This window comes from Pseudomonas sp. LS2P72 (genome assembly GCF_054897865.1).
In genome coordinates this window covers 5,368,755-5,394,110 of the sequence record NZ_CM142708.1, presented here as the reverse complement: position 1 = coordinate 5,394,110, position 25,356 = coordinate 5,368,755, and the positions used below count along the sequence as shown (strand labels likewise).

Annotated in this window: 28 protein-coding genes; 14 read left to right on the top strand and 14 right to left on the bottom strand. The window is 58.0% G+C overall.

The annotated features are described in order from the left end of the window. The first annotated feature begins 106 nt into the window (after nt 1–106). The 3 genes from ACYZUA_RS24835 (at nt 107) to ACYZUA_RS24825 (ending at nt 2,198) form a co-directional block, all read left to right on the top strand. The gene (locus tag ACYZUA_RS24835; RefSeq protein WP_461960993.1) at nt 107–532 is read left to right on the top strand and encodes a YybH family protein; all 426 of its coding nucleotides are present in this window, start codon (nt 107–109) and stop codon (nt 530–532) included. An 80-nt stretch (nt 533–612) separates the two neighbouring features. Continuing rightward, nucleotides 613–963, top strand: coding sequence for a YciI family protein (locus ACYZUA_RS24830; RefSeq protein WP_201182845.1), 351 nt, complete (start codon nt 613–615; stop codon nt 961–963). After that, nucleotides 963–2,198 (top strand): RNA polymerase sigma factor, encoded by a 1,236-nt coding sequence (locus ACYZUA_RS24825; RefSeq protein ID WP_461960992.1) that lies wholly within the window; start codon nt 963–965, stop codon nt 2,196–2,198. Before ACYZUA_RS24830 ends, ACYZUA_RS24825 begins: the two co-directional genes overlap by 1 nt. Nucleotides 2,199–2,318: 120 nt before the next feature. Here ACYZUA_RS24825 and ACYZUA_RS24820 read toward each other — a convergent pair whose 3' ends face one another. After that, the gene (locus ACYZUA_RS24820) at nt 2,319–3,173 is read right to left on the bottom strand and encodes a LysR family transcriptional regulator (protein ID WP_461960991.1); all 855 of its coding nucleotides are present in this window, start codon (nt 3,171–3,173) and stop codon (nt 2,319–2,321) included. Between the two features lie 90 nt (nt 3,174–3,263). On the opposite strand from ACYZUA_RS24820, the gene ACYZUA_RS24815 reads away from it, so the two are divergent. Then, nucleotides 3,264–3,701, top strand: coding sequence for a multidrug/biocide efflux PACE transporter (locus ACYZUA_RS24815; RefSeq protein ID WP_461960990.1), 438 nt, complete (start codon nt 3,264–3,266; stop codon nt 3,699–3,701). Between the two features lie 12 nt (nt 3,702–3,713). Here the strand turns inward: ACYZUA_RS24815 and ACYZUA_RS24810 are convergent, their stop codons facing one another. Continuing rightward, complete coding sequence (locus ACYZUA_RS24810; RefSeq protein ID WP_461960989.1) at nt 3,714–4,736, bottom strand: transporter; 1,023 nt, start codon at nt 4,734–4,736, stop codon at nt 3,714–3,716. Nucleotides 4,737–5,012: 276 nt separating this feature from the next. On the opposite strand from ACYZUA_RS24810, the gene ACYZUA_RS24805 reads away from it, so the two are divergent. Beyond that, a complete protein-coding gene (locus tag ACYZUA_RS24805; RefSeq protein WP_461960988.1) occupies nt 5,013–6,635 on the top strand; it encodes a methyl-accepting chemotaxis protein in 1,623 nt (540 codons plus the stop codon). 269 nt (nt 6,636–6,904) lie between these two features. Beyond that, nucleotides 6,905–7,252: a hypothetical protein gene (locus tag ACYZUA_RS24800; RefSeq protein WP_461960987.1), complete on the top strand. Its 348-nt coding sequence runs from the start codon at nt 6,905–6,907 to the stop codon at nt 7,250–7,252. Nucleotides 7,253–7,267: 15 nt separating this feature from the next. Here ACYZUA_RS24800 and ACYZUA_RS24795 read toward each other — a convergent pair whose 3' ends face one another. From ACYZUA_RS24795 to ACYZUA_RS24785, 3 genes are all read right to left on the bottom strand, one after another. Then, nucleotides 7,268–8,440, bottom strand: coding sequence for a GAF domain-containing sensor histidine kinase (locus ACYZUA_RS24795; protein WP_461960986.1), 1,173 nt, complete (start codon nt 8,438–8,440; stop codon nt 7,268–7,270). Between the two features lie 134 nt (nt 8,441–8,574). Beyond that, nucleotides 8,575–8,880: a PepSY domain-containing protein gene (locus tag ACYZUA_RS24790; protein WP_109785111.1), complete on the bottom strand. Its 306-nt coding sequence runs from the start codon at nt 8,878–8,880 to the stop codon at nt 8,575–8,577. A gap of 129 nt (nt 8,881–9,009) precedes the next feature. Further along, a complete protein-coding gene (locus ACYZUA_RS24785; RefSeq protein ID WP_461960985.1) occupies nt 9,010–10,137 on the bottom strand; it encodes a glycerophosphodiester phosphodiesterase in 1,128 nt (375 codons plus the stop codon). Nucleotides 10,138–10,371: 234 nt separating this feature from the next. On the opposite strand from ACYZUA_RS24785, the gene ACYZUA_RS24780 reads away from it, so the two are divergent. After that, nucleotides 10,372–10,698, top strand: a complete 327-nt coding sequence (locus ACYZUA_RS24780) for a DUF2025 family protein (RefSeq protein ID WP_076028337.1) — start codon at nt 10,372–10,374, stop codon at nt 10,696–10,698. A 124-nt stretch (nt 10,699–10,822) separates the two neighbouring features. Here the strand turns inward: ACYZUA_RS24780 and ACYZUA_RS24775 are convergent, their stop codons facing one another. Then, nucleotides 10,823–11,146 (bottom strand): antibiotic biosynthesis monooxygenase family protein, encoded by a 324-nt coding sequence (locus ACYZUA_RS24775; protein ID WP_461960984.1) that lies wholly within the window; start codon nt 11,144–11,146, stop codon nt 10,823–10,825. Beyond that, nucleotides 11,143–11,850 (bottom strand): CTP synthase C-terminal region-related (seleno)protein, encoded by a 708-nt coding sequence (locus ACYZUA_RS24770; protein WP_461960983.1) that lies wholly within the window; start codon nt 11,848–11,850, stop codon nt 11,143–11,145. The genes ACYZUA_RS24775 and ACYZUA_RS24770 overlap by 4 nt, the downstream gene beginning before the upstream one ends. Before the next feature lie 15 nt (nt 11,851–11,865). Here ACYZUA_RS24770 and ACYZUA_RS24765 point away from each other — a divergent pair, with 15 nt between their 5' ends. Continuing rightward, the gene (locus tag ACYZUA_RS24765) at nt 11,866–12,807 is read left to right on the top strand and encodes a LysR family transcriptional regulator (RefSeq protein ID WP_461960982.1); all 942 of its coding nucleotides are present in this window, start codon (nt 11,866–11,868) and stop codon (nt 12,805–12,807) included. 7 nt (nt 12,808–12,814) lie between these two features. Here the strand turns inward: ACYZUA_RS24765 and ACYZUA_RS24760 are convergent, their stop codons facing one another. After that, nucleotides 12,815–13,354 carry a DUF1003 domain-containing protein gene (locus ACYZUA_RS24760; RefSeq protein WP_461960981.1) on the bottom strand — a complete coding sequence of 180 codons (540 nt, stop codon included), beginning with the start codon at nt 13,352–13,354 and terminating at the stop codon, nt 12,815–12,817. Between the two features lie 124 nt (nt 13,355–13,478). Beyond that, nucleotides 13,479–14,090 carry a TetR/AcrR family transcriptional regulator gene (locus ACYZUA_RS24755; RefSeq protein ID WP_461960980.1) on the bottom strand — a complete coding sequence of 204 codons (612 nt, stop codon included), beginning with the start codon at nt 14,088–14,090 and terminating at the stop codon, nt 13,479–13,481. A gap of 212 nt (nt 14,091–14,302) precedes the next feature. On the opposite strand from ACYZUA_RS24755, the gene ACYZUA_RS24750 reads away from it, so the two are divergent. Beyond that, a complete protein-coding gene (locus tag ACYZUA_RS24750) occupies nt 14,303–15,361 on the top strand; it encodes an MBL fold metallo-hydrolase (protein WP_461960979.1) in 1,059 nt (352 codons plus the stop codon). A gap of 148 nt (nt 15,362–15,509) precedes the next feature. Here the strand turns inward: ACYZUA_RS24750 and ACYZUA_RS24745 are convergent, their stop codons facing one another. The 3 genes from ACYZUA_RS24745 to ACYZUA_RS24735 are packed head-to-tail and all read right to left on the bottom strand — an operon-like array spanning nt 15,510 to nt 17,368. Continuing rightward, nucleotides 15,510–16,766, bottom strand: a complete 1,257-nt coding sequence (locus ACYZUA_RS24745; RefSeq protein ID WP_240890573.1) for an IS256 family transposase — start codon at nt 16,764–16,766, stop codon at nt 15,510–15,512. 51 nt (nt 16,767–16,817) lie between these two features. After that, nucleotides 16,818–17,039 carry an XRE family transcriptional regulator gene (locus tag ACYZUA_RS24740; protein ID WP_461960978.1) on the bottom strand — a complete coding sequence of 74 codons (222 nt, stop codon included), beginning with the start codon at nt 17,037–17,039 and terminating at the stop codon, nt 16,818–16,820. 11 nt (nt 17,040–17,050) lie between these two features. Then, nucleotides 17,051–17,368, bottom strand: a complete 318-nt coding sequence (locus ACYZUA_RS24735) for a helix-turn-helix domain-containing protein (protein WP_461960977.1) — start codon at nt 17,366–17,368, stop codon at nt 17,051–17,053. A 277-nt stretch (nt 17,369–17,645) separates the two neighbouring features. Here ACYZUA_RS24735 and bglX point away from each other — a divergent pair, with 277 nt between their 5' ends. Further along, a complete protein-coding gene (gene bglX / locus ACYZUA_RS24730; RefSeq protein WP_461960976.1) occupies nt 17,646–19,919 on the top strand; it encodes a beta-glucosidase BglX in 2,274 nt (757 codons plus the stop codon). A gap of 129 nt (nt 19,920–20,048) precedes the next feature. Here the strand turns inward: bglX and ACYZUA_RS24725 are convergent, their stop codons facing one another. Next, nucleotides 20,049–20,834, bottom strand: a complete 786-nt coding sequence (locus ACYZUA_RS24725) for an AraC family transcriptional regulator (protein WP_461960975.1) — start codon at nt 20,832–20,834, stop codon at nt 20,049–20,051. Nucleotides 20,835–20,944: 110 nt separating this feature from the next. Between ACYZUA_RS24725 and ACYZUA_RS24720 the strand changes: the two genes are divergently transcribed. The 4 genes from ACYZUA_RS24720 (at nt 20,945) to ACYZUA_RS24705 (ending at nt 24,252) form a co-directional block, all read left to right on the top strand. Beyond that, on the top strand, nt 20,945–21,760 hold the full coding sequence (locus ACYZUA_RS24720) for a sulfite exporter TauE/SafE family protein (protein ID WP_461960974.1): 816 nt from the start codon (nt 20,945–20,947) through the stop codon (nt 21,758–21,760). 101 nt (nt 21,761–21,861) lie between these two features. Continuing rightward, nucleotides 21,862–22,110 (top strand): hypothetical protein, encoded by a 249-nt coding sequence (locus ACYZUA_RS24715; protein WP_461960973.1) that lies wholly within the window; start codon nt 21,862–21,864, stop codon nt 22,108–22,110. A 31-nt stretch (nt 22,111–22,141) separates the two neighbouring features. Then, nucleotides 22,142–23,035, top strand: coding sequence for a hypothetical protein (locus tag ACYZUA_RS24710; RefSeq protein WP_461960972.1), 894 nt, complete (start codon nt 22,142–22,144; stop codon nt 23,033–23,035). A 35-nt stretch (nt 23,036–23,070) separates the two neighbouring features. Next, nucleotides 23,071–24,252, top strand: a complete 1,182-nt coding sequence (locus ACYZUA_RS24705) for a hypothetical protein (RefSeq protein WP_461960971.1) — start codon at nt 23,071–23,073, stop codon at nt 24,250–24,252. Nucleotides 24,253–24,259: 7 nt separating this feature from the next. On the opposite strand, the gene ACYZUA_RS24700 is transcribed toward ACYZUA_RS24705, so the two are convergent. Next, on the bottom strand, nt 24,260–25,249 hold the full coding sequence (locus tag ACYZUA_RS24700; protein WP_461960970.1) for a hypothetical protein: 990 nt from the start codon (nt 25,247–25,249) through the stop codon (nt 24,260–24,262). Nucleotides 25,250–25,356: the final 107 nt, after the last annotated feature.

Genomic DNA, 25,356 nt, shown 5'->3' with positions numbered 1-25,356 from the left:
ATTCTAACGAGTTTGCGTCCATGGATTATTTTTATTTCTACTGTCGATTTGGCTTTTCGCCAGACGACTAAGGGTGTCTTCACAACAAAAACCACGGAGAACCACCATGAACGCTACCCACGAAATCCAGACCCTGATCGACACCTATCGTCAGGCGGTCATCGCCAAGGATGTCGAGAAACTCATGCCCCTGTATGCCGACGACATCGTCTCCTACGACGCGGTCAAGGCCCTGCAATTCCGGGGCAAGGCCGCCTACCGCGCGCATTGGCAGGAATGCATGGAAATGTGCCAGGGCGCGCACAAGTTTGATTTCGAGCATATGAACATCGTGGCAGACGAGCACATCGCCTTCGCCCATTGGCTGGCCCATTGCGGTGGCACCAACGAGAAGGGCGAAACCCAGGCCTGCTGGATGCGCGTGACTGCCTGCTATCGGCGCGATGATGGGCAATGGCGCATCGTCCACGAACATTGGTCGGCCCCGTTCGACATGATGAGCGGTACGACGCTGTTCAACCTGGAACCCTGAGCGTCAGGCCGATTCGTCGGGAATGTCGCGAAAGCGTCAATCAGCAGCCATAGTTGATCCGTTCGATTCAGGAGAGCCCCATGAAGTATTTATGCCTGGTCTATAGCAACGAGCACGAGTTGCACTCGCTGCCCGAAAGTCCGAATGACGCTGAATGCATGGCCTACGCCGAGGCGATCCAGGGCAGCGGCCGAATGGTCGCCGCCGAGGCGCTGGAATCGGTGCAGACCGCGACCACCGTGCGGATGCGCAACGGGAAGATGTCGATCACCGACGGCCCGTTCGCCGAAACCAAGGAGCAATTGGCCGGCTTCTACCTGATCGATGCCAAGGACCTCAATGAAGCCATCCAGGTCGCCGGCAACATTCCGGCGGCCCGGGTCGGCTGTGTCGAGGTGCGTCCCGTTCGCCAGTTGAATACCGGCACCTGATGTCGGCCGAGTCGGTACGGGCGCAGGTCGAGCAGGTTTACCGCGAAGAGTCACGGCGGATTCTGGCGACCCTGATCCGTTTGCTCGGCGATTTTGATCTCGCTGAAGAAGCCTTGCACGAGGCGTTTTTCGTCGCGGTCGAGCGCTGGCAGCGTGACGGTGTGCCGGACAATCCGCGTACCTGGCTTGTGTCCACCGGGCGCTTCAAGGCCATTGATGTGTTGCGTCGGCGCGCACGCTTCATTGCGTCGCAACCGATGTTGATCGCTCAACTGGAGGCGCTGGAGCAGGCCGACTGGAGTGACGAAGACGTGGAAGACGATCGCCTGCGCCTGATTTTCACTTGTTGCCACCCGGCACTTGCGGCGGACGCCCAGGTGCCGCTGACGCTGCGCGAAGTCTGCGACCTGACCACGGAAGAAATCGCCCGAGCCTTTCTGTCGGCGCCAGCGACCATCGCCCAGCGCATCGTGCGTGCCAAGGCGAAAATCCGTGACGCAAAAATTCCTTATCAAGTGCCGACCCTGGCGGAATTGCCCGAGCGCCTGGACAGCGTGCTGCGGGTGATTTACCTGGTGTTCAACGAAGGCTATTCCGCGTCCATGGGCGAGGAACTGACCCGTGAGGATTTGACCCGCGAGGCGATTCGGCTCGGTCGTTTGTTGATGGAACTGCTGCCGGAACCCGAGGTGATCGGGCTGCTGGCGCTGATGCTGCTGCACGAGTCCCGACGCCCGGCCCGGACGTCGGCGAGCGGGGAGTTGATCGTGCTGGATGAGCAGGACCGTTCGTTGTGGGACGCCGAGATGATCGCTGAAGGTTGCGCGTTGGTAGAGCGGGCGCTGACGACTCGGCAATTCGGGCCTTATTGCCTGCAAGCAGCGATAGCGGCGTCGCATGCCGAAGCGCCCACGGCGGCGGAAACGGACTGGCTGGAGATTGTGGGGCTGTATGACGTGCTGTTGCGGGCGGTGCCTTCGCCAGTGATCGAATTGAACCGTGCGGCGGCGATCTCCAAACGGGATGGACCGCTGTCTGGGCTGACGTTGGTTGAAGGGATTCTGGCGCGGGGTGATTTGCTGGATTACCACTTGGCGCACGCGGCGCGGGCGGAGTTTTGTCGGCAGTTGGGAAGGGTTGAGGAGGCGCGGGCGGCTTATGAGCGGGCGCTTGAGTTGACGCAGCAGGTGCCGGAGCGGCGGTTTATTGAGGCTCGGTTGCGGGAGCTGAAGTGATGATCAGGGCTTGCGAAGTTGGTTGTCTGTGCTGACGCCATCGCGGGCAAGCCTTGCTCCTACGGGCTCAGCGCATACCTGTAGGAGCAAGGCTTGCCCGCGATAAGGGCCGAAGGATCTTCACTCCAGCATTTTGCCAAGCAACCAACTCCCCGCCGGCCCCGGCGGATGCAGCCGCGACCACAGCGCATCGACGAACACCGGTTTCGGCCAGCCGCGCACATGCAGTTCCTGCAACGTCCCTGGGCCAAACCGCTCCACAAGCCACCGAGGCAACGGCGCCCAGCCGAATCCGCCTTGGGCCATTTCCAGCAGCATCAGATAACTCGGCGCCGACCAGACGCGCCCCTTTGCCCTGCTTTCATACGGATTAACGATCGTCGCCAGACGCAGCTCCCGGTGTTGTTGCAGCACGTCCTGATTGATGTGGTTCAGCGCCGCCAACGGATGTTCGCGGGAGACGAACAGGGCAATCTCCGTCCGTTCTTCCACGGTCGAACTGACCAGGTCCGACGGGTAACTGTCCTGTTTTTCGGCGAAGGCCACATGCGCCCGACCCCGTTGCACCAACGCCACCAGGTCATCGCATTCAGCGATCAGGCATTCAAGTTCCAGGTCCGGATAACGCTGCTCGAAGGCGCTGAGCGCCGCTTCGAATCGGTCGGACTGATACGTGTCGGAAATCGCCACGGTCAGTTTTGGCTCGACCCCTTGGGACAGTTGGCTGGCGGTCATTTCCAGTCGGCTGGTGGCGGCCAGGATGTCCTCGGCCCGTTGCAGCATCACGTGCCCGGCCGGGGTCAGGCTCGGTTTGCGGCTGCTGCGGTCGAACAGTGTCAGGTTCAAGTCGATTTCAAGGCTGGCTACGGCGGCGCTGATGGTCGACTGGCTGCGGCCCAGTTTGCGCGCCGCGGCGGAAAACGAGCCTTGAGTCGCTGCCTGAACGAAGGCCTGCAACACTTCTTGAGAGGCCATAAACTATCGCCTTGATCGATGGTTATTGGTTATGAAGTATCGGTGTGAAGAAGGATCATGGCAACCACAGTCACTCAGAGGAGTCTGGTCATGAGCGCCAACAAATCCATCACTGAACGTATTTTCCAGGCCATCGGTTTCGAATTGCTGGCCATCCTGATCTGTACCCCGTTGCTGGCCTGGATCATGGACAAACCGATGCTCGAGATGGGCGTCGTGACCATGGCTATCGCGGCACTTGCCCTGGCCTGGAACGTGGTCTTCAACGGATTGTTCGATCGTGCGCTCAAACACCACGGCATCGTGCGCAATGCGTGGGTACGGGTTGTCCATGCGCTGTTGTTCGAAGGCGGCCTGGTCGCGGTGGGTGTGCCGTTGATTGCCTGGTGGCTGAAGGTCAGCCTGTGGCAAGCGTTCCTGCTGGATATCGGTGTACTGCTGTTTTTCCTGCCGTACACCTACGTTTATCACTGGGCCTATGACGTAGTGCGCGAGCGGTTGGTGATGCGCCAGGTTGTCTCGGAATAATAGCCAAAGATCTTAATAATCCTGTCGCTTGCGAAACGCCCAACGCCCGGCGATCACGGTAAACGTCGCGACCAACGCTACCAGAATCCAGAACCCTTCCGGGTCGTCGGAAAGCGGCACTCCACCGACGTTCATGCCAAAGAACCCGGCGATGATGTTGATCGGCAACGCCAGCACCGTGACCACGGTCAGGGTGAACAGCGTGCGGTTGCTCTGTTCGTTGAGGTTGGCGGCGATTTCCTCCTGCAACAGCTTGATCCGTTCGCCCAGCGCCGTGAGGTCGTTGATGATCAGCGCGAACTCCTCGGTGGACTTGCGCAACTCCTTGACGTCTTCCTTCTGCAACCACTGCGGCGGGCGATTGAGCAGGCGCAGCAACGAGCCCGGTTCCAGCGCCAACAAACGTTGCAGGCGCACCAGCACCCGACGATTGGCGCCCAGTTCGGCGCGGTTGGTCGACAGCCGCGAGGACAGCAACTCATCTTCGATCTGATCAACGCTGAGGCTGGTCTTGCGCACGATCTGGGTCAGCACTTCGCCCTGATCGCGCAGCAGATGCACCAGCAATTCCAGCGGCGAGCGAAAACACTCACCGGCCTTCACCGACGAGCGCAGCTTGTCCACCGAATGCAGCGGTTGCAGCCGCGCGCTGATGATCAGCCGACTGCGGGCGCAGACCCACAGCGTCGAGACATCTGAAGAAACCATGCTGCTGAGGTTGAACACCACATCGTTGACCACCGCCAGCAACGCCGAATCCACATGCTCGATGCGCGTCGAACGGGAGCCCTCATGCAGCGCTTCGAAAAATTCGTCGGGCAACTCCAGATGGCTTTTCATCCAGCGTTCGCATGCGGCGTGGGCCAGATTCAGGTGCAGCCAAAGAAATTCGTCGCTATCGCCGGGTTGTTGCAGGCACTGCAATGCCTTGGCCGAATCGAGCTCCCGGCCGCGCTCGCCGGGGCGAAAACTGAAACCGTACAGCAGACCGAACAGGTCCGTGTCGCGATGACTTTGGTCGATGCTGTGGTTCATGAAGTCTCACTGTGAGGAGGCGCCTGCCGCGGGTTTCACAGGTTCACTTGAGCCGCATCATCGCAAGGATTTTTGACGGTTTTGTGACGGTTGGATGGCGGCAAAATAGTGGCCGTACCGATGGTCGGAATTAATTAAAGAACCGCTCTGGGACGCCGATTACGCTGACGTTAACTTGCACGGCTTTGGCCATGAACCAAGGTCGCAGACAGGGATGTCCGGACACCTTTCACGCCTTGTTGAGGCGTGCCTCATCCCTGTCATGAGAATCACTCGATGCTGCAAAAATCCCTGAGAGCACAAATCCTTGCCTTGTTGAGCGGCAGCCTGTTGGCCATGTTGCTGATCGCCCTGGCCTGCTTTCATTATCTGTCCAGCGGTGTTCAGAACTACGCGAATCTGATCGAAGGCCCCCTGCACACCTCGCAACTGATCGATGAAGCCAACCTGCAATTCAAAGTGCAGGTACAGGAGTGGAAAAACGTTCTGCTACGCGGCAAGCAGCCTGCGGACCTGGACAAATACTGGAAGCAATTCGAAGACCGCCAGCGCGACGTGCAGGGCATCCTCGGTGAACTGGCCGGGCAGAAGGGAATCGAGCCGCAGCTGAAAACCCGCATCGAACGCCTGCGGGACGAACATCGTCTGTTGGGCGCGGCCTATCAGAAGGGCCGTGACGCCTACGTGGCGGCAGGCGCTGACCCAACGGCTGGCGACACGGCGGTCAAAGGAGTGGACCGCGCGACCAGCGATCAGATGAGTGAGTTGGTCAGCGAACTGCGCAAGCAGGGTGCCGAGCAATCGAAGCTGATCAGCACCGACGCTGACCGCACCGTGTTGCTGGGGATCATTGTGATGCTCGCCTCGGGTCTGTTGATCGGGTTGCTGAGCCTGTGGCTGGTCAACCGCAACCTGGTCGAACCGATTCGCAAACTGATCGAGTACGTGGCGCAACTCAGCCAGGGTCGTTTCGCCGAACGCGTGGCCAGCACCCGTCAGGATGAGCTGGGCAAACTGGCGATGGCCGCCAATACCCTGCGCGATTTTCTTGCCGAAACCTTCAACCGTTTGCAGCGCAGCGCCTCGGATCTGGACAGCGCCAGCGGTGAGCTCAATTCCATCGCCACCCTGATGGCCAGCGGCACCAACGAGCAGTTCAACCGCACCGATCAGGTGGCCACGGCAATGAACGAAATGTCCGCTACCGCGCAAGAAGTCGCGCGTCACGCAGCCGATGCAGCACGTGCCGCCGACGATGCCGACCAGTCCGCCCAGCAGGGCGAAAAGGTCATGCAGGGCACCATTCACACCATCACCCAAATGCGCGGCGAAATCGCCAATACCGCCACAGTCATCCGTCGTCTGGAAACCGACAGCGGGCGTATCGGCAAGGTACTGGAAGTGATTCGCGGCATCGCCGAGCAGACCAATCTGTTGGCGCTCAACGCCGCCATTGAAGCAGCCCGTGCCGGTGAAGCCGGGCGTGGTTTTGCGGTGGTGGCCGATGAAGTCCGCAGTCTGGCCCAGCGCACGGCGGCGTCGATCATCGAGATCAACCAGATCATTCAAACGGTGCAAACCGGCGCGGTGGACGCCGCTCAGGCGATTGAAAGCGGTCAGTCGCGCAGTGAGGAAAGTGTCGAGCAAGTGACTCAGGCCGGCGCCATGCTGGAGCGCATCACCCTTGCCGTGGAAGCCATCCGCGACATGAACCGCCAGATCGCAACCGCCGCGGAAGAGCAGACGTCGGTGGCCGAAGACATCTCGCGCAACCTCACCGAGATCACCAGCATCGCCAGCACCAATCTGGATAACGTGCAGCGCACGGAAGCGGCCAGTCACAACCTGCACGGGTTGTCGGGGCAGTTGAATGAAGTGACGGCGCGTTTAAGCGCGTAACGGGAAGGGCTGTGTACCGGTTTGCTTACCGGGTCGGTACACAGTCGATCTCAGTCACGGCAACCGCTGAGGCGTCCAGCGACACCTCTCTGGTCAGCACTTCGGCCTGATATCCCGTTCAGTAGGCATGACCGCTGGTCGGATTCGATCTTTCAAACCCGTTGATTTAGAGGGTACCTGTTATTTCTGACAGTAGACGGGACGCATTCCTGACGGCTTGATGATCGGGTCAGCGCAATGGCGCGATTATCCCGATAAGGAGTGTTCCCATGTCTACGCTTGAAGTGTTGGAAAAACTGACGATCCCGAGCATGATGCCGGTCGAAGGTCAGGAGTATGAGGGTGAGGTGTCTTTACTCTCGGCTCCCGGTCTGCGGGCGTTTGTCCCTGGCGAACAGGGTTTGAGCGAAGGGGATCATCTTGAGGTGGTATGGATCACCAACGCAGGCACTGAAACAGTTTTTACGCATGAGATCACCGTGATTGAAGAAGTAAACCCTGTGCATTTCTATGTGAAGGAAACCTTCATCACACCGGGTTTGGTGACTACCTTTTATGAGGTTGTCAGAGACGAGCGAATCTGGCGCTCCAAGCCGTTGATCATTATGGTCAAGTGATTCGAGCCTGGCAGATTACACCGGCAAGCTGAAAGTAAACGTCGTGCCCTGTTGCCCGGTCGAGACCACGTCCAGTTTTCCGCCATGGGACTGCGCAATCTGACTGGCAATGTACAACCCCAACCCGAGGCCGGTCTGCGGTGTTGCGCTGGCCGGTCGCGAGTAGGGCCGGAACAGATGGGGCAGCGCATCCTCGGCAATCAGCCCCTGATTTTTCACGCTCAGCACGAACTGTCCTTCATTGATCTGCGCGTTGATTTCGATCGGGCCGTCGGGATCGCCATGAGTAACTGCGTTCGCCACCAGATTGGAGAGTAACTGCGCGACCCGCTCGCGATCGCAATGAACGCTGCGCAGGTCACCGATGGACGATTGAATGGTGCGGTCGGGATGGATGCTCTGGACTTCAGAAATCACATGCCGCAATGCATCCTCAAGATCCGGGCACGGCTCGATGTTCACGGGAATGCCACGGCCTAAAGAGCCGCGAGCGTAATCCAGAACGTCATCCACCAGTTTGGTCGCACGACGGGCGCTGGTGAGGATGTGCCGGGCCCGCTTCTGATTCGCCGGATCGGGTAGTTTGCGCAGGAGCATTTCGGCACCGGCGCTGATGGCGAACAAGGGGTTGCGCAGATCATGTCCGAGCACGGCAATGAACTGTTCGCGCATTTCGGTTGTTTCCCGTTCTTGCTTCAGCGCTATTTCGGTCTTTTGCAGGTTTTCTTCGGCTTCGATCTGCAGCGCCAGCATCCGGGCGAAGGATTCCATGGTGCTCTGGATCGTGCTGGATTTGAGGGGCGCAGGGTTGGGATCCAGGGCGCAGAGAGTGCCGAAAAAGCGTCCGTCGGTGCGGAAAATCGGCACGGAGATGTAGCTTTCGAACTGATAGAGGCGAGGGGTGTGGTGATCGCGGTAAAGCGGGTCTTCACTGGCCTTGTCGATGACCACCGAGCGATGCGCCTGACGAATTTCGTGGCACAGGGTCGTGACAAGATCCAGCTCACCGCCGACCTGCAAACCGAAATTCAGTTGATCAAGCACCGCACACGCCGTCCACGACTCTTCGGTGACCCGGGCCACGGCGGCGAAGCGCAGGCCCGTCAGTTCACGGATCACTTGAAGAATCGCCGGCACCGCACTGATCCGACCGATCGTGACGATGTCTGCTGCCGCTGTTTGCCCCATTTCAATCCATCCCTGCATGATCCGTGTGGTGGAATTCTAGCGGGCTGATGCTGAGTTGGTGCGATTTGATTGTTTGAATTTGACGTGCAAAAAAGCCGCACGATCCGAAGATCGTGCGGCTTGGTGTTTCTGCATCAGGTGTCTTGCTTGTTGCTCAGTACTTTGCCCGTGGTGGCATCGAAATCCACGTCAAATTCTTTGCCGTCAGCGGTTTTCAGTTCGACTTCGTACTCGTAGCCGTTGAAGTGATTATCCAGATCCGTGTCGGTGATGGTCGCACCCGGATGCAGTTTCAGCGCAGCCTGGTTCATTTCTTCCAATGGCTTGATCTTGCCGCTTTTGACCAGCTCAGGGATCTGGTCGACGCGAACATCAGCCTGGGCCAGGCCAGCGGTGAGGGTCAGGGCAGCAGCAGTGAACAGGGCAGTCAGGGTTTTCATGAGGTTCTTTCCTTGGATGAACTGTTTAAGTGGGATCAGGTTATCCGGCGCAACTTAATCCACCCTTAATTCTCCGAATGCGTCGTTAATAGCGCTTCGCGGGCAACTCGGCATATCGTCAGACGCGGGTCAGTAACCGTTGTTCTGCAGCAATTGCGCAACACTGGCCGCCGCCGGGCGTTTGTAGAACTTGAGCAGTTCGCTGGCGCGATTGGTGAAGATGCCGTCGACGCCGGCGTCCATGACTTTCTGGTAATCCACGGCATCGTCGACGGTGTAGACGTGCACTAACAAGCCCTGATCGTGGGTGTATTGGTTCATCCACGGTTGCACCAGGTCCGAGTAACTCTGATCACCACCCTTGGTCAGCGCCGCAGATGGGCCGGTGCCGATCGCGCCCTGGGCTTTGGCGTACTCGACCCATTGCTGGAATTCGGCTTTGTCTTTCGGTTGCTGTTTGGCGTAGTAAGTGGCTTTGTCCTTGTCGCCGGACTCGGCAAACGTCACCTTGGATTTCGGCTCGATGCTGCCTTCGCCGACCCACAGCAGGAGGATTTTCGGCACTTTCGGCATTTCCTTTTCGAGCAGTTCGAGGCTGCTCTTCTCGAAAGTTTGCAGCACGACTTTGCCTTTGCCCTGGCCAACCGCCAGATTGCTCTTCGCCAGTTTCGAACCGGCCGGACTCAACCAGCCGCGGTCCTGAAGTTTTTCCTTGAGGTCGCGCTCGATCCCGGGAAACTGTTTCGGCTCTTTGGTTTCGATGTACAGGCCAGGCTTGTGCAGCGGATTGCCCTGGGCAATATCGATGATTTCATCGAGGGTCAGAACTTTCAGACCCGCGTACGCAGGACGCGCGCGATCCGGGTAGGCAGCGTTGAACCAGCTGCCGGCATCGAGGGTTTTCAGCTCGGCGATAGTGAACTCGTTGGCCGGGCGGTCCTTGCGCTCAGGGAATTTACTGGCGACGTCGGTGGTGCGTTGCAGGTTGTCGTCATGCAGGGCGAACAGCACGCCATCCTTGCTGCGTTGCAGGTCCAGTTCCAGGTAGTCGGCCCCCAGATCGCGGGCCAGTTTGTAGGCGGCGGCGGTGGATTCCGGTGCATCGAAGGACGCGCCACGGTGAGCGATCACGGCCGGATGCGGGATGCCCGTGCGGGTTGCCAATGCGGTGGGGCTTGGCTCGCTGGCGGCCTGTGCCTGGCCGAGACCCAGCATCAGACTCAGCAACAGGGCGCTCTTGGTAAAGGTAACAGGCATGGTCGAGGTCCTTTCGCAGATTTTCAAAGACGTCTCTTTTAACAACTGAGCGCCGCTGGCGCTATCGCCAGACCGACATAAACGTGTTTAAAGCAGATTTTTTCAGCGCTTTTGTGCGCTTCTTTGCAGTACTCTTGGCCCCGGCAGTTACCCCGGCAGAGGGAACGCCTATCCGCTTGCCCTGCGTGTAAACCATCAATCACCGGTCCTTTACGACCTTTTGTGAGGTTTATCATGCGCATCACTTCCGAGCTCATCTGCCAGGCCGCCGACCAACTTAAAGGCTTCGTCGGCCTCAATCGCAAGACCGGCCAGTACATCGTTCGTTTCAGCGAAGACTCTTTCGGCATGGACGTGGCTGACGACGGCATTATTCCCACCAGCGAATTCGTCTGGGCCCCAGGTTCCGCCCAGGCCATGACGCTCAAGCGTGAGTTGATTCAGTTGTTGCTGGATCAGAACATCGATGACCGGATCAACATCACCGAGCCGTTGCGGGTGTACATGAATCGGCGGGAAGTGCCGGAGATTTCGGCGGTTCGCAGTTTGGTGCAGAGCTGAGTTTTGTGGTGACTGTGCGGGCCCTATCGCGAGCAGGCTCACTCCCACATTGGTCTTGTGATCGACACATTACCCATGTGGGAGCGAGCCTGCTCGCGATGGCATTCTTCAGAGCGCCCAATAGTCACTGATCAAACCGATACGCCCGCTCAACCTTGCACACCCGCGTATGGCAAAACGAATACCAGGTCGACCGCCCGCGTTCGCGAATTTCACTGTGCTCGGGATGATGTTTCCACGCCAGAATCGCCGCTTCGCTGGCCCAGTAGGACACCGTAATCCCGAGCCCGTCTTCACCCCGAGCCGATTCCACACCCAGGAAACCGGGTTGCTCACGGGCCAGTTCGAGCATGCGCGTGGCGGCCTGCTCGTAACCGTGATCACCGTCGGTGCGCAGGGAGGTAAAAATCACCGCGTAGTAAGGTGCTGGCGGCCTCTTGGCGATCATGACTTCTGCCTCTTACAGGCTGCGATCAACGCACGGACCAGCGGCGGCAGCTTGCCCTTGAGTGCTGCGCGTTCAGGTTGGAACAGCGTCGCGACGAAGAACGGATGACCTTTGAGTTCCACCGCCCGCAAGTCGCCGGTTGAGTCGTGTCCAACGGCGCACAGCTGTTGGCTCAACAACTCACGTTCGAACGCTGGATTAACGCCGTAGCGGCAGCGATATCCCTCGACAATCTCAGCGCTTTCGTACGCCTGGGCGATCAACGAGCCTTCCACCAGATGAATGCTGTCGACAGCCTCCACCAGCGAGCAGGTCAGTAACGTGAGCAACGCTCGCGCCGCATCCGGCGATGTCTCGCCATGTTCGGCATCGTCCCAACCCAGAACGTTTCGGGCGTATTCGAGTACGGCGTGTTGAAAACCGCCACAGGTGCCAAGGAAGGGTCGTTGCTGTTCACGGGCAAAACGAATCGCCCGCAACGCACCGTCTCTATCGCGGTAAGGGCTGGCGGGCACGCACCAGAACCCGTCGAAATCAGCCAATGGCGCATCGGCGCCGATGCGGTCGGTGGCCAACCATTGGAACTGCACGTCTGTGTTTGCATGTTCAGCGGCCATGCCGAGGGCGACGGGAATGGCCTGGTGAGCGGTGACGTACGGGTCGTAATCGCCGACCAGAGCGATGCGGATTGGGCGGGTTTCCATGAGTGCGCTCCACGCTTGTTGATTCCTGGCACCCACTATAGATTGGCGTTCACGCACTCAATATTGGCGTTACCCCAATTGATCAATGCACCGACGCACTATCGACTGGATTACCCCGACCTGTCCCTGATCCTCGCGCTGGTGCGCGGCGGCTCTCTGGCCCGGGCGTCGACGCTGTTGAAGGTCGACGTCTCGACCGTATTCCGCGCCGTGCGCCGACTGGAAGCCGCGCTGGGCCAGCAACTGTTCGAAAAGAGCCGCGCCGGCTACTTGCCCACCACCTTGGCGCAGACCCTGGCCGAGCAGGCTGAACGGGCCGAACAGGCGCTGGAGGCAGCGCGCATTGGCGTGGAGCAGGGCGGTGAAGTCATCAGCGGCACGGTGCGCCTGACCTGCACCGATTCGGTCTTGCAAGGCTTGCTGTTGCCGGCGTTGGCGAAGTTCATGCCCGGCTACCCGGCGCTGACCATCGAGTTGAGTACCTCCAACGACTTCGCCAACCTCAGCCGCCGGGATGCGGATATCGCCTTGCGCCTGACCCGCACACCGCCCGAGCACTTGGTTGGCCGGCGATTAGCGGAGGTTTCCTATCGAGTCTGTGCCAGTGAGGCGTATCTGAAATCGGTCGATTCCGAAGACCTGGCCTCGCTGACCTGGATCGCCCCGGACGACTTCCTCCCCGACCACCCCACCGTCGTGTGGCGCCGTCAGCAGTTGCCTGGCGTCACACCGGGTTATCGCTGCAACAGCATGTTGTCGGTGACTGAACTGGTGCGGGCCGGGCTCGGTGTCGCGGCATTGCCGGACTTCCTCATCGGTAACGGCCTGCAACCATTGAGTGAGCCGTTACACGGTTACGACACGGCGCTCTGGTTGCTGACCCGCCCAGACTGCCGCGCCTTGCGCTCGGTGGTGACGTTGTTCGATGAGTTGGGGCGGGCGCTTCGATTGCCTTGACCGAGCGCTAAACCTTCGGCTGATCCTTGCGCACGAAGTGTTGATGCATATCCGAGGTCAGGCTCTCGATGCGTTCGGTGAGGGCCTTGGTCATTTCGGTGAGCCGGGTGTTTTGCTCCAGCAGCTCCAGCAGTTGCGCGGTGTTCTGCGCCGCTTGCGCCTGACGTTCACTGTTGGCGACGGCGAGGGATTCGCGGTGCAGGGCGTCGGCGTCGGACTGGGCTTTATCGCGCGCCGCCTGACGGGTCTGGGCCAGCAGAATCAACGGCGCGGCATACGCCGATTGCAGGCTGAACGCCAGGTTGAGCAGGATGAACGGGTAGAGATCGAAGTGCGCCACGCCAAACAGATTGAGGCAAACCCATATCACCACGATCAGCGTCTGCGCGCCGAGAAAGGTCGGTGTGCCGAAGAACCGCGCGAAGGCCTCGGCGCGCAGGGCAAACTTGTCATTGCCAAAGGTAGGCGCCAAGTGTGCATGGGCACGATGAAAACGCAGATGGTCGACGGGGAGGGCGGGTTGAGGGTTGGAAGTCGTGGTGGTCATGGTGCTCTCTGCATGGCGCTGGGACTGAGGCTCACTATAGCCCCAGCGCCAGTTTCATTCTGAAACACATTGCGGTGTTTTATTCAGCGCTACCGATCACTGCTAAAGCAGCGGACATTGTCATTTATTGCAGCTGATAGCAGGCCAGAAACATGTCCAGTGCCGACTCCACCACCGTGGTCTGCATCTCGGCTGACAGGCCGGGCAGGCCCATGGAAATCTGTGGCCAGAACGCAAAGGATTTGAGCATTCCCTGAATCTGCTGTGCAGCGAATTCGGGGGCGACCGGTTTCAAGCGGCCATCGGCCTGAGCAGCGCGGATCCACACGGTCAGGCCTTCTTCGCGCTCCCCCATTCGGGCAACCATGTTCTGGGCGCGCTCGGGGGAATGGATCGTGGCGGCGATGGCCACCCGCGCCAGGTCGAGAAAATTGTCATCGCCCAGCATCTGCAATTTCGCCATCAACATCCGGCGCATCTGATCGCGCAGCGGCAGGTCAGGGCGGTAGGGCGTTTCCTGTTCTGACGTCACCCGCGCCCACAATTGATTGAGGATTTCGGCGAACAACTCTTCCTTGCTGGGGAAGTGGTTGTACACCGTGCGCTTAGACACGCCGGCGGTAGCAGCGATCTTGTCCATGCTGGTGATGTCGAAACCGTTGGCACGGAATTCGGCGATCGCCGCCTGAATGATGGCTTCGCGTTTTCGGTCGGTGAGGCGCTGTGGAGCTGTCATAAGTACGCTTCGGCAGAAAGTAGTGAGAATTACACTTGGCAGTTTACTTGTGATCAGGTTTGATGCAACCTTGAAACTACACTGTGCAGTGTAATGTTTTGTTAATCCTGCGCAGTGAACAATAGATCTCCGGCTGATGCGTGCGTGCCTTGGCCATTTATCGTCCCAAGCGGAAAACCGCGAATCAGTGGTTTTCCTGGAGTCATTCAGTCATGGCCACTTCAACTTCCCCTGCGGACAACGCCTCCACGCCTGAAGCATCCCATCAGGCAGAAGGGCACTTCCGAAATCATGCGCCCGTGCAACGTGAAGGCTTTCGCAAAATGGTGCGCATCATGTGGAACATGATCTTCCACAAACCGCGTAACACCCGGCCGACGGCGCCTGTCCCTGTGCAAACCCTGACTCAGGCAGCCTTGATCGCCGCCCCCAATCACAGCGTTTACCGCCTCGGCCATTCCACTGTACTGCTGAAACTGCGGGACAAATTCTGGATCACCGACCCGGTCTTCGCCGAGCGCGCCTCACCGGTGCAATGGGCCGGCCCCAAGCGTTTTCACCAGCCGCCGATCAGCCTTGAAGAGTTGCCGCCGATTGAAGCGGTGATCCTGTCCCACGATCACTACGACCACCTCGATTATCAAGCGGTGCTCAAACTGGCGGACAAGGCCAAGTACTTTCTGACGCCGCTGGGCGTGGGCGACACCCTGATCAAATGGGGCATCGACGCCAGCAAAGTGCGCCAGCTGGACTGGTGGAAGGGCACCGAGGTTGATGGCATCCAGTTTATTGCCACACCTTCGCAACACTTTTCCGGCCGCGGTTTGTTCGATGGCAACAGCACGCTGTGGGCCTCGTGGGTGATGATCGACGGTGACACACGAATCTTCTTCAGCGGCGACAGCGGTTATTTCGACGGCTTCAAACGCATCGGCGAACAGTACGGTCCATTCGACCTGACACTCATGGAAACCGGTGCCTACAACGTCGAGTGGCCACATGTTCATATGCAGCCGGAGCAAACCCTGCAAGCACACATCGACCTTAAAGGCCGCTGGTTATTGCCGATTCACAACGGCACCTTCGATTTGTCGATGCACGCCTGGTTCGAGCCCTTCGACCGGATTCTGGCGTTGGCCTGGGAGCGGAATGTTTCGATTACCACGCCGCAGATGGGTCAGGCGTTCAATGTGATGTATCCGCAACGGGGTGGAGCCTGGTGGTCGGAGATGGAAAACGTTGGCGATCAGGTGGAACCTCAGAACGCTTGATAACGTGCCGCCGGGCCGACCCACGGGAGCGGCCCGAATTTCACAACTAAACTAGCTGCGTTCATCCAGTAGCAGGTTTAGATATTCCGAGATCTTCGCTACGGTCAAATCGGAGGGTGTCCTAGATTTTGTGTAAACGGGATTTTTATTAAACCGTTAACAGCCGATCTTCGAACTGGATACTGAAGCGATTCAAGGCCGCTTTCCAGTCCCGGATCGGCATCGTCCACTTCTTGCTGATGTTGTTCAGCGCCAGATAAAACAGTTTCATCACCGCGTCATCGGTCGGAAATGAGGCGCGCGTTTTGATCACTTTGCGCAGGCTCATGTTGATCGATTCGATGGCATTGGTGGTGTAAATCACCTTGCGAATTTCGGCTGGATAGTCAAAAAACGGGATCACCCGAGCCCAGTTTCGCCGCCATGACAGGCTGATCGACTGGTACTCGGCATCCCATTTGGCTTCAAATTCGCAGAGTCGTTGTTCGGCCAATTCGGCGGTTGCCGAGGTGTAAATCAGTTTGAGATCAGCCGCCACCTCTCGCTGCTTTTTCCACGACACGAAGTTCAAGCTGTTGCGCACCATGTGCACGATGCACAGCTGAACGACGGCTTTTGGGTAGACGGCTTCAATGGCTTCAGGGAAACCTTTGAGACCGTCCACGCAGGCGATGAAGATGTCCTGCACGCCCCGATTCTTGAGTTCGGTCACCACTTGCAGCCAGAACTTCGCGCCTTCGGTTTGAGCGATCCACAGACCCAGCACTTCCTTGTGACCGGCCATATTGACGCCGATAGCCAGGTAAACCGCCTTGTTGCGCACGGCGCCAGCGTCACGCACTTTGACGTGAATGCAGTCCAGATAGAGGATCGGGTACAGCGCGTCCAGTGGTCTGGCTTGCCACAGCTTGACCTCGTCACTCACCGCGTCGGTAATCGCCGAGATCAGGCTGGGAGAGACCTCTGTGCCGTACATTTCCTGTAAGTGAGCCTGGATTTCTCTGACACTCAAACCGCGAGCGTAGAGAGAGATGACTTTGTCATCGAAGCCCGTCCAGCGGGTTTGATGCTTGGCCACCAACTGCGGCTCGAAGGACGCCTGCCGGTCGCGAGGGATGTCGAGCGGCAGTTCGCCGAAGTCGCCCTTCAGGGTTTTACCGCTGTGACCGTTGCGCGCATTGGCGGCGGTGTTGGTGATCGCTGCGCTTTTGTCGTGCCCCAAGTGTTCGGTCATCTCGGTTTCAAGGGCCCGCTCCACCAGCATCTTGGTGAGCTGTTTGAGCAGGCCGTTTTCGCCGATCAGATCTTCGGGCTTTTTGTAGTTGGCCAGCAGACTGTCGGCCAGTTTAACCAGTTCAGGATCAGGCTTGACTCGTTTGGCGCGCTTGGGTTTTGGCTCGGTCATTGGATTTCCTTGGGGTAGGCAGTCTCCTGCCAAATGACCGTTTACACAAAACTAATTACACCCTCTCAAATCGCGAAATTTTCCGCGGAGCATTTCATTCAGCTCCTCCTGAGACAGTCCGAGCTTTTGTGCCGCCTCAGTCTTACTCAGCCGACCGGTCTCGAGAAGTATGCCAATCTTCATAACGTACTCAGATTTGGCCCGCATCTCACCCGCATCGGGATTTCCCAGCGCCTCATAAACACAGCTGTCGCTTCCATTGACTTCAATCATTCGCTGGCACCTCACTCAACCATCGCATAATCCGCCCGCCCCACCGGATCAGGCGTAGACCCTTTCACATTCATCCCTCGACCCGGCGCAAACCCCGGGAAGAACACCAACCCCTCCGATTCAAACCGATAAGCCAGCGCCAGCCGCGTAACATCCAGCACATCGCGTTCATCCTCAAATCGCTGAATAGCGTCCACCGAAACCCCGGATTCCCGAGACAGTTTCTCCACACTCCAACCCAGCATCGCTCGGGCCTGAACGCTATGCGTGGGGGTGAATTGGAAAAGGGCGATACGTTCCAGGGTGATTTTTATCGCATGAGAGGCCATGGTGTTCTCCGGGCTCAAGAGTGCTGATTCAAAATATACTGTGTTTTTGTACAGTTGTTTTGAGCCCGGATCAACCTCATTTTTTGATCGGTTCTATTCTTTCTCTCAGGCAGGAGCGTCGGAGCGGCTACGCTATTTCTATGCGGGATCCTGAAAGCTCAGTGGCTTTCAGCCCCCGTCAACAGCAATGTTTGAATGTCAGCTTTCTGATTTTCAACACAAGGAAAGGTGGCGTTTCAAAGGCAAGCAGGTGGTGTGTGTCACAGGGAAGGCAATCATGAAAAGATTACGTCTGCTGTGTGCCCTGATCGGTTTTGCAAGTCTGCCGGTCCTGGCGGATATGGAATCGTCAAACAAAGATGCCTTTGTCACCCACCTGATAAATCAGATGACCCTGGAGGAAAAAATCGGCCAACTGCGGCTGATCGCTATCGATGAAAAGATGACGCCCGAAAAGATACGCGAAGAGATCGCCGCCGGGCGAATCGGTGGTACCTACGGCTCTGTAAGCCGTTACGTAAACCGACCCATGCAGGACGCGGCTCAACAAAGCCGCCTGAAAATACCGATGTTTTTCGGCTGGGACGTGATACACGGCCATCGAACCATTTTTCCCATTGGCCTGGCGCTGGCCTCGAGCTGGGACATGGACGCCATTGAGTTGAGCGGTCGAACGGCGGCGAAAGAAGCCAGTGCGGACGGTATCGATTTGACCTTTGCACCGATGATAGATATCGCCCGTGATCCTCGTTGGGGGCGTACATCCGAAGGCTTCGGTGAAGACACCTATCTGGTTTCGCGCATTGCCAAAGTGATGGTTCAGGCCTACCAGGGCAAAAGCCTGAAAGCACCCGACAGCATCATGGCCAGCGCCAAACACTTCGCGTTGTATGGTGCTGTCGAGGGTGGACGCGACTACAACAGCGTCGACATGGGCCTGGCCAGAATGCACCAGGACTACCTGCCACCTTATCGTTCGGCGATTGAGGGTGGCGCGGGAGCGGTGATGGTGGCGCTTAACTCGATAAATGGCGTGCCAGCCGCATCCAATGCATGGTTGATGCAAGACCTGCTTCGCAAAGCATGGGGCTTCAAGGGGTTGGTCATCAGCGACCACAATGGGATAAACGATCTGGTTCAGCATGGTGTTGCGAAGAATCACCGCGAAGCGGCCAGGCTCGCGATCAGGGCCGGTGTTGATATGAGCATGAACGACTTCTCCTATGGTCCGGAGCTACCCGGGCTGCTTGAGTCTGGCGCTGTTTCCCAGAGCAATATCGATAACGCAGTACGGGAAGTCCTGGGGGCCAAGTATGACATGGGGCTGTTCGAAGACCCTTACCGACGCATCGGCGTTGCCAGTGAAGACCCTGCTGATAACAATGCCGAAAACCGTCTGCACAGAGCGCAGGCCCGTGAGGTGGCACGCAAGACATTGGTGCTGCTGAAGAATGAAAACGGGCTCTTGCCGCTAAAAAAAGAGGGCGTGATTGCGCTCATAGGTCCGTTGGCAAAAAGTACCATCGACATCATGGGCAGTTGGTCTGCAAGCGGCGTGGCCGCGCAATCGGTGACGATCTACGACGGGCTGAAAAACGCGATGAACCAGGGCTCGCTGATCTATGCCCGAGGCGCCAATCTTGAGGAGGATAAGGAGGTTGTTAAATACCTGGAGTACCAGGGAGTGTCCGAAATTGCGAACGACGCTCGTCCGGCAGCAGAAATGATCGACGAAGCGGTCAAGGCTGCACAACAAGCCGATGTTGTGATTGCAGTAGTGGGTGAGCCCCGCAGTATGTCTCATGAAGCGGCCAGTCGAACCAGCCTCGATCTGCCTGGGCGCCAGAGTGAATTGATCACCGCCCTGAAAGCCACCGGCAAGCCGCTGGTACTGGTATTGATGAACGGTCGGCCACTTTCCATCGGCAAGGAGCACAAACAGGCCGATGCGATTCTGGAAACCTGGTACAGCGGCTCCGAAGGAGGCAACGCCGTTGCCGATGTCTTGTTCGGTGACTACAACCCGTCCGGCAAATTACCCATCACCTTTCCACGCTCCGTGGGGCAGATCCCGAATTACTACAGTCACTTGAACACCGGTCGCCCCTACCTGCCAGGTGGGCTTCGCAACTACACGTCTCAATATTTCGATCAATCCCATGGTCCGCTTTATCCCTTCGGCTATGGGCTGAGTTATACCGATTTCAGCCTGACCGACATGGCCCTGTCTTCGACCACACTGAACAAGACCGACAAGCTCGTCGCCAGCGTCATAGTGAAGAATACCGGCCAGCGCGACGGCGAAACGGTGGTTCAGCTGTATATCCGCGATGTCGTTGGCTCCCTCAGCCGTCCGGTCAAAGAACTGAAGAACTTTCAAAAAATCATGCTCAAGGCCGGAGAAGAGAAAGCGGTCCACTTCAGCATTGATGAGAACGACTTGAAGTTCTTCAACGCTCAGTTGGAATACGCCGCCGAGCCGGGCGAGTTCCAGGTGCAGATCGGTCTGGATTCTCAGGATGTGAAGGCGCAGAGTTTTGAGTTGCTGTAAAAGTGAAGGCGCGTCGGACACAAGACCTGTGGCGAGGGGGCTTGCCCCGTTCGGCTGGGAAGCAGTCGCAAGGTGCCGCCGTTTTAGCGAGCAAGCCCGCACACATGGATTGCGCTTAACTGACTGGCATTAGCGGCTGCCGCCTCCCTGTTTCGCCCCCTCCAGCCAGGTCGTTGGCGCCTGTCCCAGTACGCGGCGGAACATCGTTGAGAACGCCGCCGGGCTGTCATAGCCAAAATCCAGGGCAATCCGCGTCACCGGTTCGCCCACCACCAGCCGCGCCAGAGCCAGCACAACACAAGCCCGCTGCCGCCATTGGCTGAAACTCAGACCCGTCTGTTGGCGGAACAGGCGATTGAAGGTGCGCAGACTGATGTGCAACTGATCGGCCCATTGCTGTGGCGACTGATGAGCGTCGGGCCGCTGCACAAAGTCCCGGCACAACGCGAGCAACCGCGCATCGACGGGCAGCGGAATGTGTAACGGCAGGTGAGTGCTGCGCGCCAGTTCATGCAACAGCAAGTCGATCAGCGCTGCGTCACGCCCGCGCTCGTCATACGCCAGCGGGATCTCCACCGCCTCCATCAGCAAATGCCGCATCAATGGTGAAACGCTAATCACCTGGCAGCGATTCCCCAGATCCACCGCGCCCGGCTCGATATACAAACTGCGAGTACTCACCCCCAGCATCAGCACCTCATGCGCCACTCCCGCCGGAATCCATACCGCCCGCTGAGGCGGCACCACCCAATTGCCGTCGTGCGTGCTGACATGCATCACCCCGGTGGCGCCGTACAACAATTGCGCCCGCCGATGTGTATGACGAGGCAACAAATGGCCGTGGGAATAATCCGTACCGATGGCCACCACCGGCCGTGGCGTGTGGTCCAGCAGATCAATCGAAACATTGCGCATCGAGCAGCCCCAGCGGTTGGCGTAAACGCGAACATTATTGGCTAACTTGCGGAAGCAGGCCAAGGCGCATCGCTCTATCGTCGACCGCTCTCAACTAACGGACGACACCGATGTTCTATCTCCTGCTGGCACTCTTCGGCTGCATGACCGGCATTACCGCGGTGCTGTTCGGCTTCGGCGGCGGCTTCGTCGTCGTGCCATTGCTCTACCGCCTGCTCATGACCAGCCACGGCGCAGACGACCCCGTCAGCCAATCGGCGATGCACATTGCTGTGGCAACCTCGACCTGCGTGATGATCGTCAACGCAACGATCGCCACCGGAAAACACCGGCGCGCCGGTAATCTCATTCGCCATTACCTGTGGCCGTTGGGCGGGTTTATCGGCGTGGGCGCGGTAGTCGGCGCCGTAGCGGCGATGTGGGCAAGTGGCGAGGTGATTCGCTATGCCTTCATCGCGTACCTGGGCGTGACCATCGCGGATTGCCTGTTGCGACGCGGCTTTCTTACAGCGTCCGACACCGCCATCCCACGGCGATTGGGAAGGGCAGAAGTGTCTGGCGGGGGCGTAGGAATCGGCACCATCGCCACGTTTCTCGGCGTAGGCGGCAGCGTCATGACCGTGCCGTTGTTGCGGCGTTGTGGGTTGAGCATGTCCCAGGCGACGTCCATGGCCAATCCGCTCAGTTTGCCCGTGGCGCTGGCCGGGACGCTGACTTACATGGCCATGTCTGGTTTCACCGAGTTTGATCTTGGGCCTTGGTTTGTCGGTTATGTGGATCTGCTGGCGTTTGCGGTGTTGACGGTGGGGTCGCTGGTGGGGATTCGGCTAGCCACGCCGTGGATTGGGCGGATACCGGATCGAACCCATGCGCGGGTTTACATCGGTTTGCTGGTGCTGGTGATGATCAGCCTGTGCCTGAGTTGACTGCTGGCGACGTAGTTTTTCATCGATTCTCGGAGGATGCTTCGCCATAATCCGCGGCTCTTTACCGCGAGCAGGCGCTCGTTTCATTCAAGGATGATGTGATGTTCAAAGGACTGTTTCGTCTGACCGGCGTTGTCGTGCTGGTGTGCACAACATTTTCTACCGCGCTGTGGGCTGAAAACGGTACTCGGGTCTACACCGGAACCGTGGGCAAAACCCCGATTGTGCTGGAGGTGAGCGCCAACGGCAGTGAGGGCCGCTATTTCTACCAAAAGTACCGCGGCGATCTGGTGCTCACCGGCAAAAAAAGAAGGCGAAACCCTGATACTCGACGAGGGAAACCCGCCTGACGAAGAGGGTAAGCCTCTCCCGCAATTTCGCTTGCAGCCCAAGCCCGATGGTTGGTCTGGCGAGTGGACCAACTCACAAGGCAAAGTCCTCAAGGTCGAGTTGCAGCCAGCCAAACTCCCGCCGGTGTCCGCCGATACGTTGCCCTATCTCGTCAGACTCCATGACAAGGCTCCGTACGAATTCCTACGTCTGCAAGGCCTGAAACTCAAACAAGGACGGACCGAAACCTTCATGGGTTACACGCTGCAATGGTGGAGCGAACCGCAGACAAAAACAGAGGGGTTTGAAGTGGTTTCGGGTTACACCGCTGAGGCGCGACAGCGCATCAATCAGCAGTTGATGGCGCGGTTGTGGCAAGGCGTGGTGGGGCATTTCGGCTGCTACGTCGATGGCCAAGAGAGTTACTACAGCCAGACGATGCAGCCGTCGTGGCTGACGCCCTCCGTGATGAGCACGACTATTTCATTCGAGTACTACTGCGGTGGTGCTTACCCGGATCAGTACAACGAGGCGCTCAATCTTGATACCCGCACCGGCAAAGCCCTGACGCTTGATGACGTGCTGTGGGTGGGGCAGGGCAAGCCACTGCATTTCGAGCAATCCTACGACTACGATGAACCTTCATCCGAGTCTTCCGATGCCTATTTCGACTACCGCTCCAAGGAGCTGGCGCCCTGGCTGGTGTCGCAACTGCTTAAGCTCTATCCCAATGAAATGACGACAACTCCAGAGGGTGAGAACGGCTGCGGCTACAACGAAGATGATCCTTGGCAATTTCCGGACTGGTACTTCACCGAAAAAGGCATCCGGTTAGAGCCTTCCTTCCCTCACGTGGCTGCCGTGTGCCGAAACATAGGCTGGAGCGTTCTGCCCTACAACCTCGTCAAACAACACCCCGGCGGCGTAGCACTGCAACTGCCCTAGGCTGCATACGGAAACATTTACCCAAGGAAGATTTGATGTTCAAAGGATTGTGTCGTTTGACCGGCGTTGTCGTGCTGGTGTGCTCAACGGTTTCTACTGCGCTGGGGGCCGACAGTGGCAAGCAGGTCTACACCGGAACGTTAGGCAATTCGCCAATTGTGTTGGAGGTGAACTCCGATAATGGCAAGAACGTGAGCGGGCGCTACTTCTACCAGAAGTACCGCAAGGACTTAATACTCAGTGGCGAAAAGGACGGTGAGGCGCTGAGATTTGATGAGGGCAACTACCGCGATCGCGAGGGTGAACCGCGCCCCAACATTCGTCTTCAGCCCACACCCAACGGCTTGTCCGGGGAATGGACCAGCCCCCAAGGCAAAGTCCTGAAGATAGAACTGCTGCGAGCCAAACTACCACCGGTTCCAGTGGGTACTTTGCCTTATCTCGCTACGCTCCATGACGTGACGCCTTATGAATACTTGCGCCTGCAAGGTATGAAACTCAAACAAGGCAAGACCGAAACCTTCATGGGCTACACGCTGCAATGGTGGAGCGAACCGCAATCCGGGATGTCGTTGTTTGAAGTGGTTTCGGGTTACAGCGCCGGAGAACTTCAGCGCATCAATCAACAATTAATGGGGCGATTGTGGCAGCAAGTCGTCAGCTTTCACGATTGCCTCACCCAGCCCGGCATGTACGTCTACAGCCAAACGGCCGATCCGTTGTGGATGTCACCCTTGGTGATCAGCGTGAACATCATGGCCGAGGACAACTGTGGCGGGTCTTACTCGGATGAGAGGGACATGCCGTTCAATCTCGATACCAAGACCGGCAAGACCCTGGCGCTGGAAGATGTGCTTTGGATAGGACTGGGCGAACCGCAGCACTACGAACTAAGCCAGCTCGACGACAAGGCATCCTATGATGCTTATCGCGCCTATTCCGAATACCGCACCAAAGAACTGGCGCCGTGGCTGGTAGGTCAATTGCGCTCGCTCTATCCCGAGGAAGTCACCACCACGACTGACCGCAATGATGGCTGCGTCTACGGTGAAGAACAGTCGTGGAAATTCCCTTCCTGGTACTTCACCGACCAAGGCATCAAATTGCTGCCTTCCTTTGCTCACAACCAAGCCATGTGTCGAAGCGTTGAATGGAGCGTCCTGCCGTACAACCTGATCAAACAACACCCCGGCCACGTAGCATTGAAGTTGCCCTGATGCTGGATTACTTATCCGCCAACCCCGGCGCTTCCCGAACAATAAAGTGATCCAGGTTCTCAATATTCGCACTGAACACCCCGAACGTTTGCTCGGGGTTTTTCTTGCTCGGCACCTGCTTCAACTCCGGCGTCACGCCATAAAAGAAGCAATACAACTCTTTCCCGCTCTCGCTGGCGTGCTTGATCTCTTCCAGAAACGCTTTGCGCTTGCGGTAGTTGTCGATCAGCTTTTTGCTCAAGTAAACGTTGACTGAATAAGGCTTCTTCTTCGCCTCGTCCGGTTGTTTGAACCAGACCTTCTGTTCGAAATCGATGCGAAAGCTCTGCGTGTAATCCTTGATCTCCTTGATCTTGCCCCAGTAAATCAGCCCCTTGTTGTCCTGCAGATACTCGATCTTCTTGAAGAACGACCCATAAGGCGCCGTGTGCTCGCCAATCTTCAGCGGCATGCGCTTGAGCAACTCCTTGTCCTCGAAGTTCGACACAAAACACTCCACCGGGTGGGCGAAGACACTGGTCTTGTCCGGTGCTGATTCGCGGCTCGGGTGCTCGACGTCACTGGCCGCTGAAGAGGGTTTCGGATCGTCCCGCATCACATCTGCCGCCACCGCCGGGATCGACGGCTTACGCACATACTCACGCCGAGTCAGCAACAACTCCGACGGGAAATGCTCCTCGCGACTGTCATCCGTTTCCGCACCGTCCGAGTCCACACCTGACGCCGACGCCTTGAGACTGACATAAGGACAATCCGCCACATGCCGAGTGCTGGGTGTGTTCTTGAAGTGCGGGGTGCGAACGTAATTCACGTTCTTGGCGTTGAACGTCGTCAACACATTCGCCGCATCGAAGGCCAAACGGCAGGCATCGTTTGGGCATTGGAAGTGTTCCTTGGCGGAATCGAAATCCATGGTTTCGTCGAAATTCAAATCGCGCACGTCATAGATCGACAGCTTGTCGTCGAGGCTGAGGCAGTAGGCGAGGTCGAATTTCATGATGGGCTCGGGTCCTTGAGTGGGGAAGGGTATTAATAGCGGGAGGTGGACTGCAGCGCACTTATTCTTTTGAAATTCTGCCTACCATGTCGCCATAATCTAGGTTT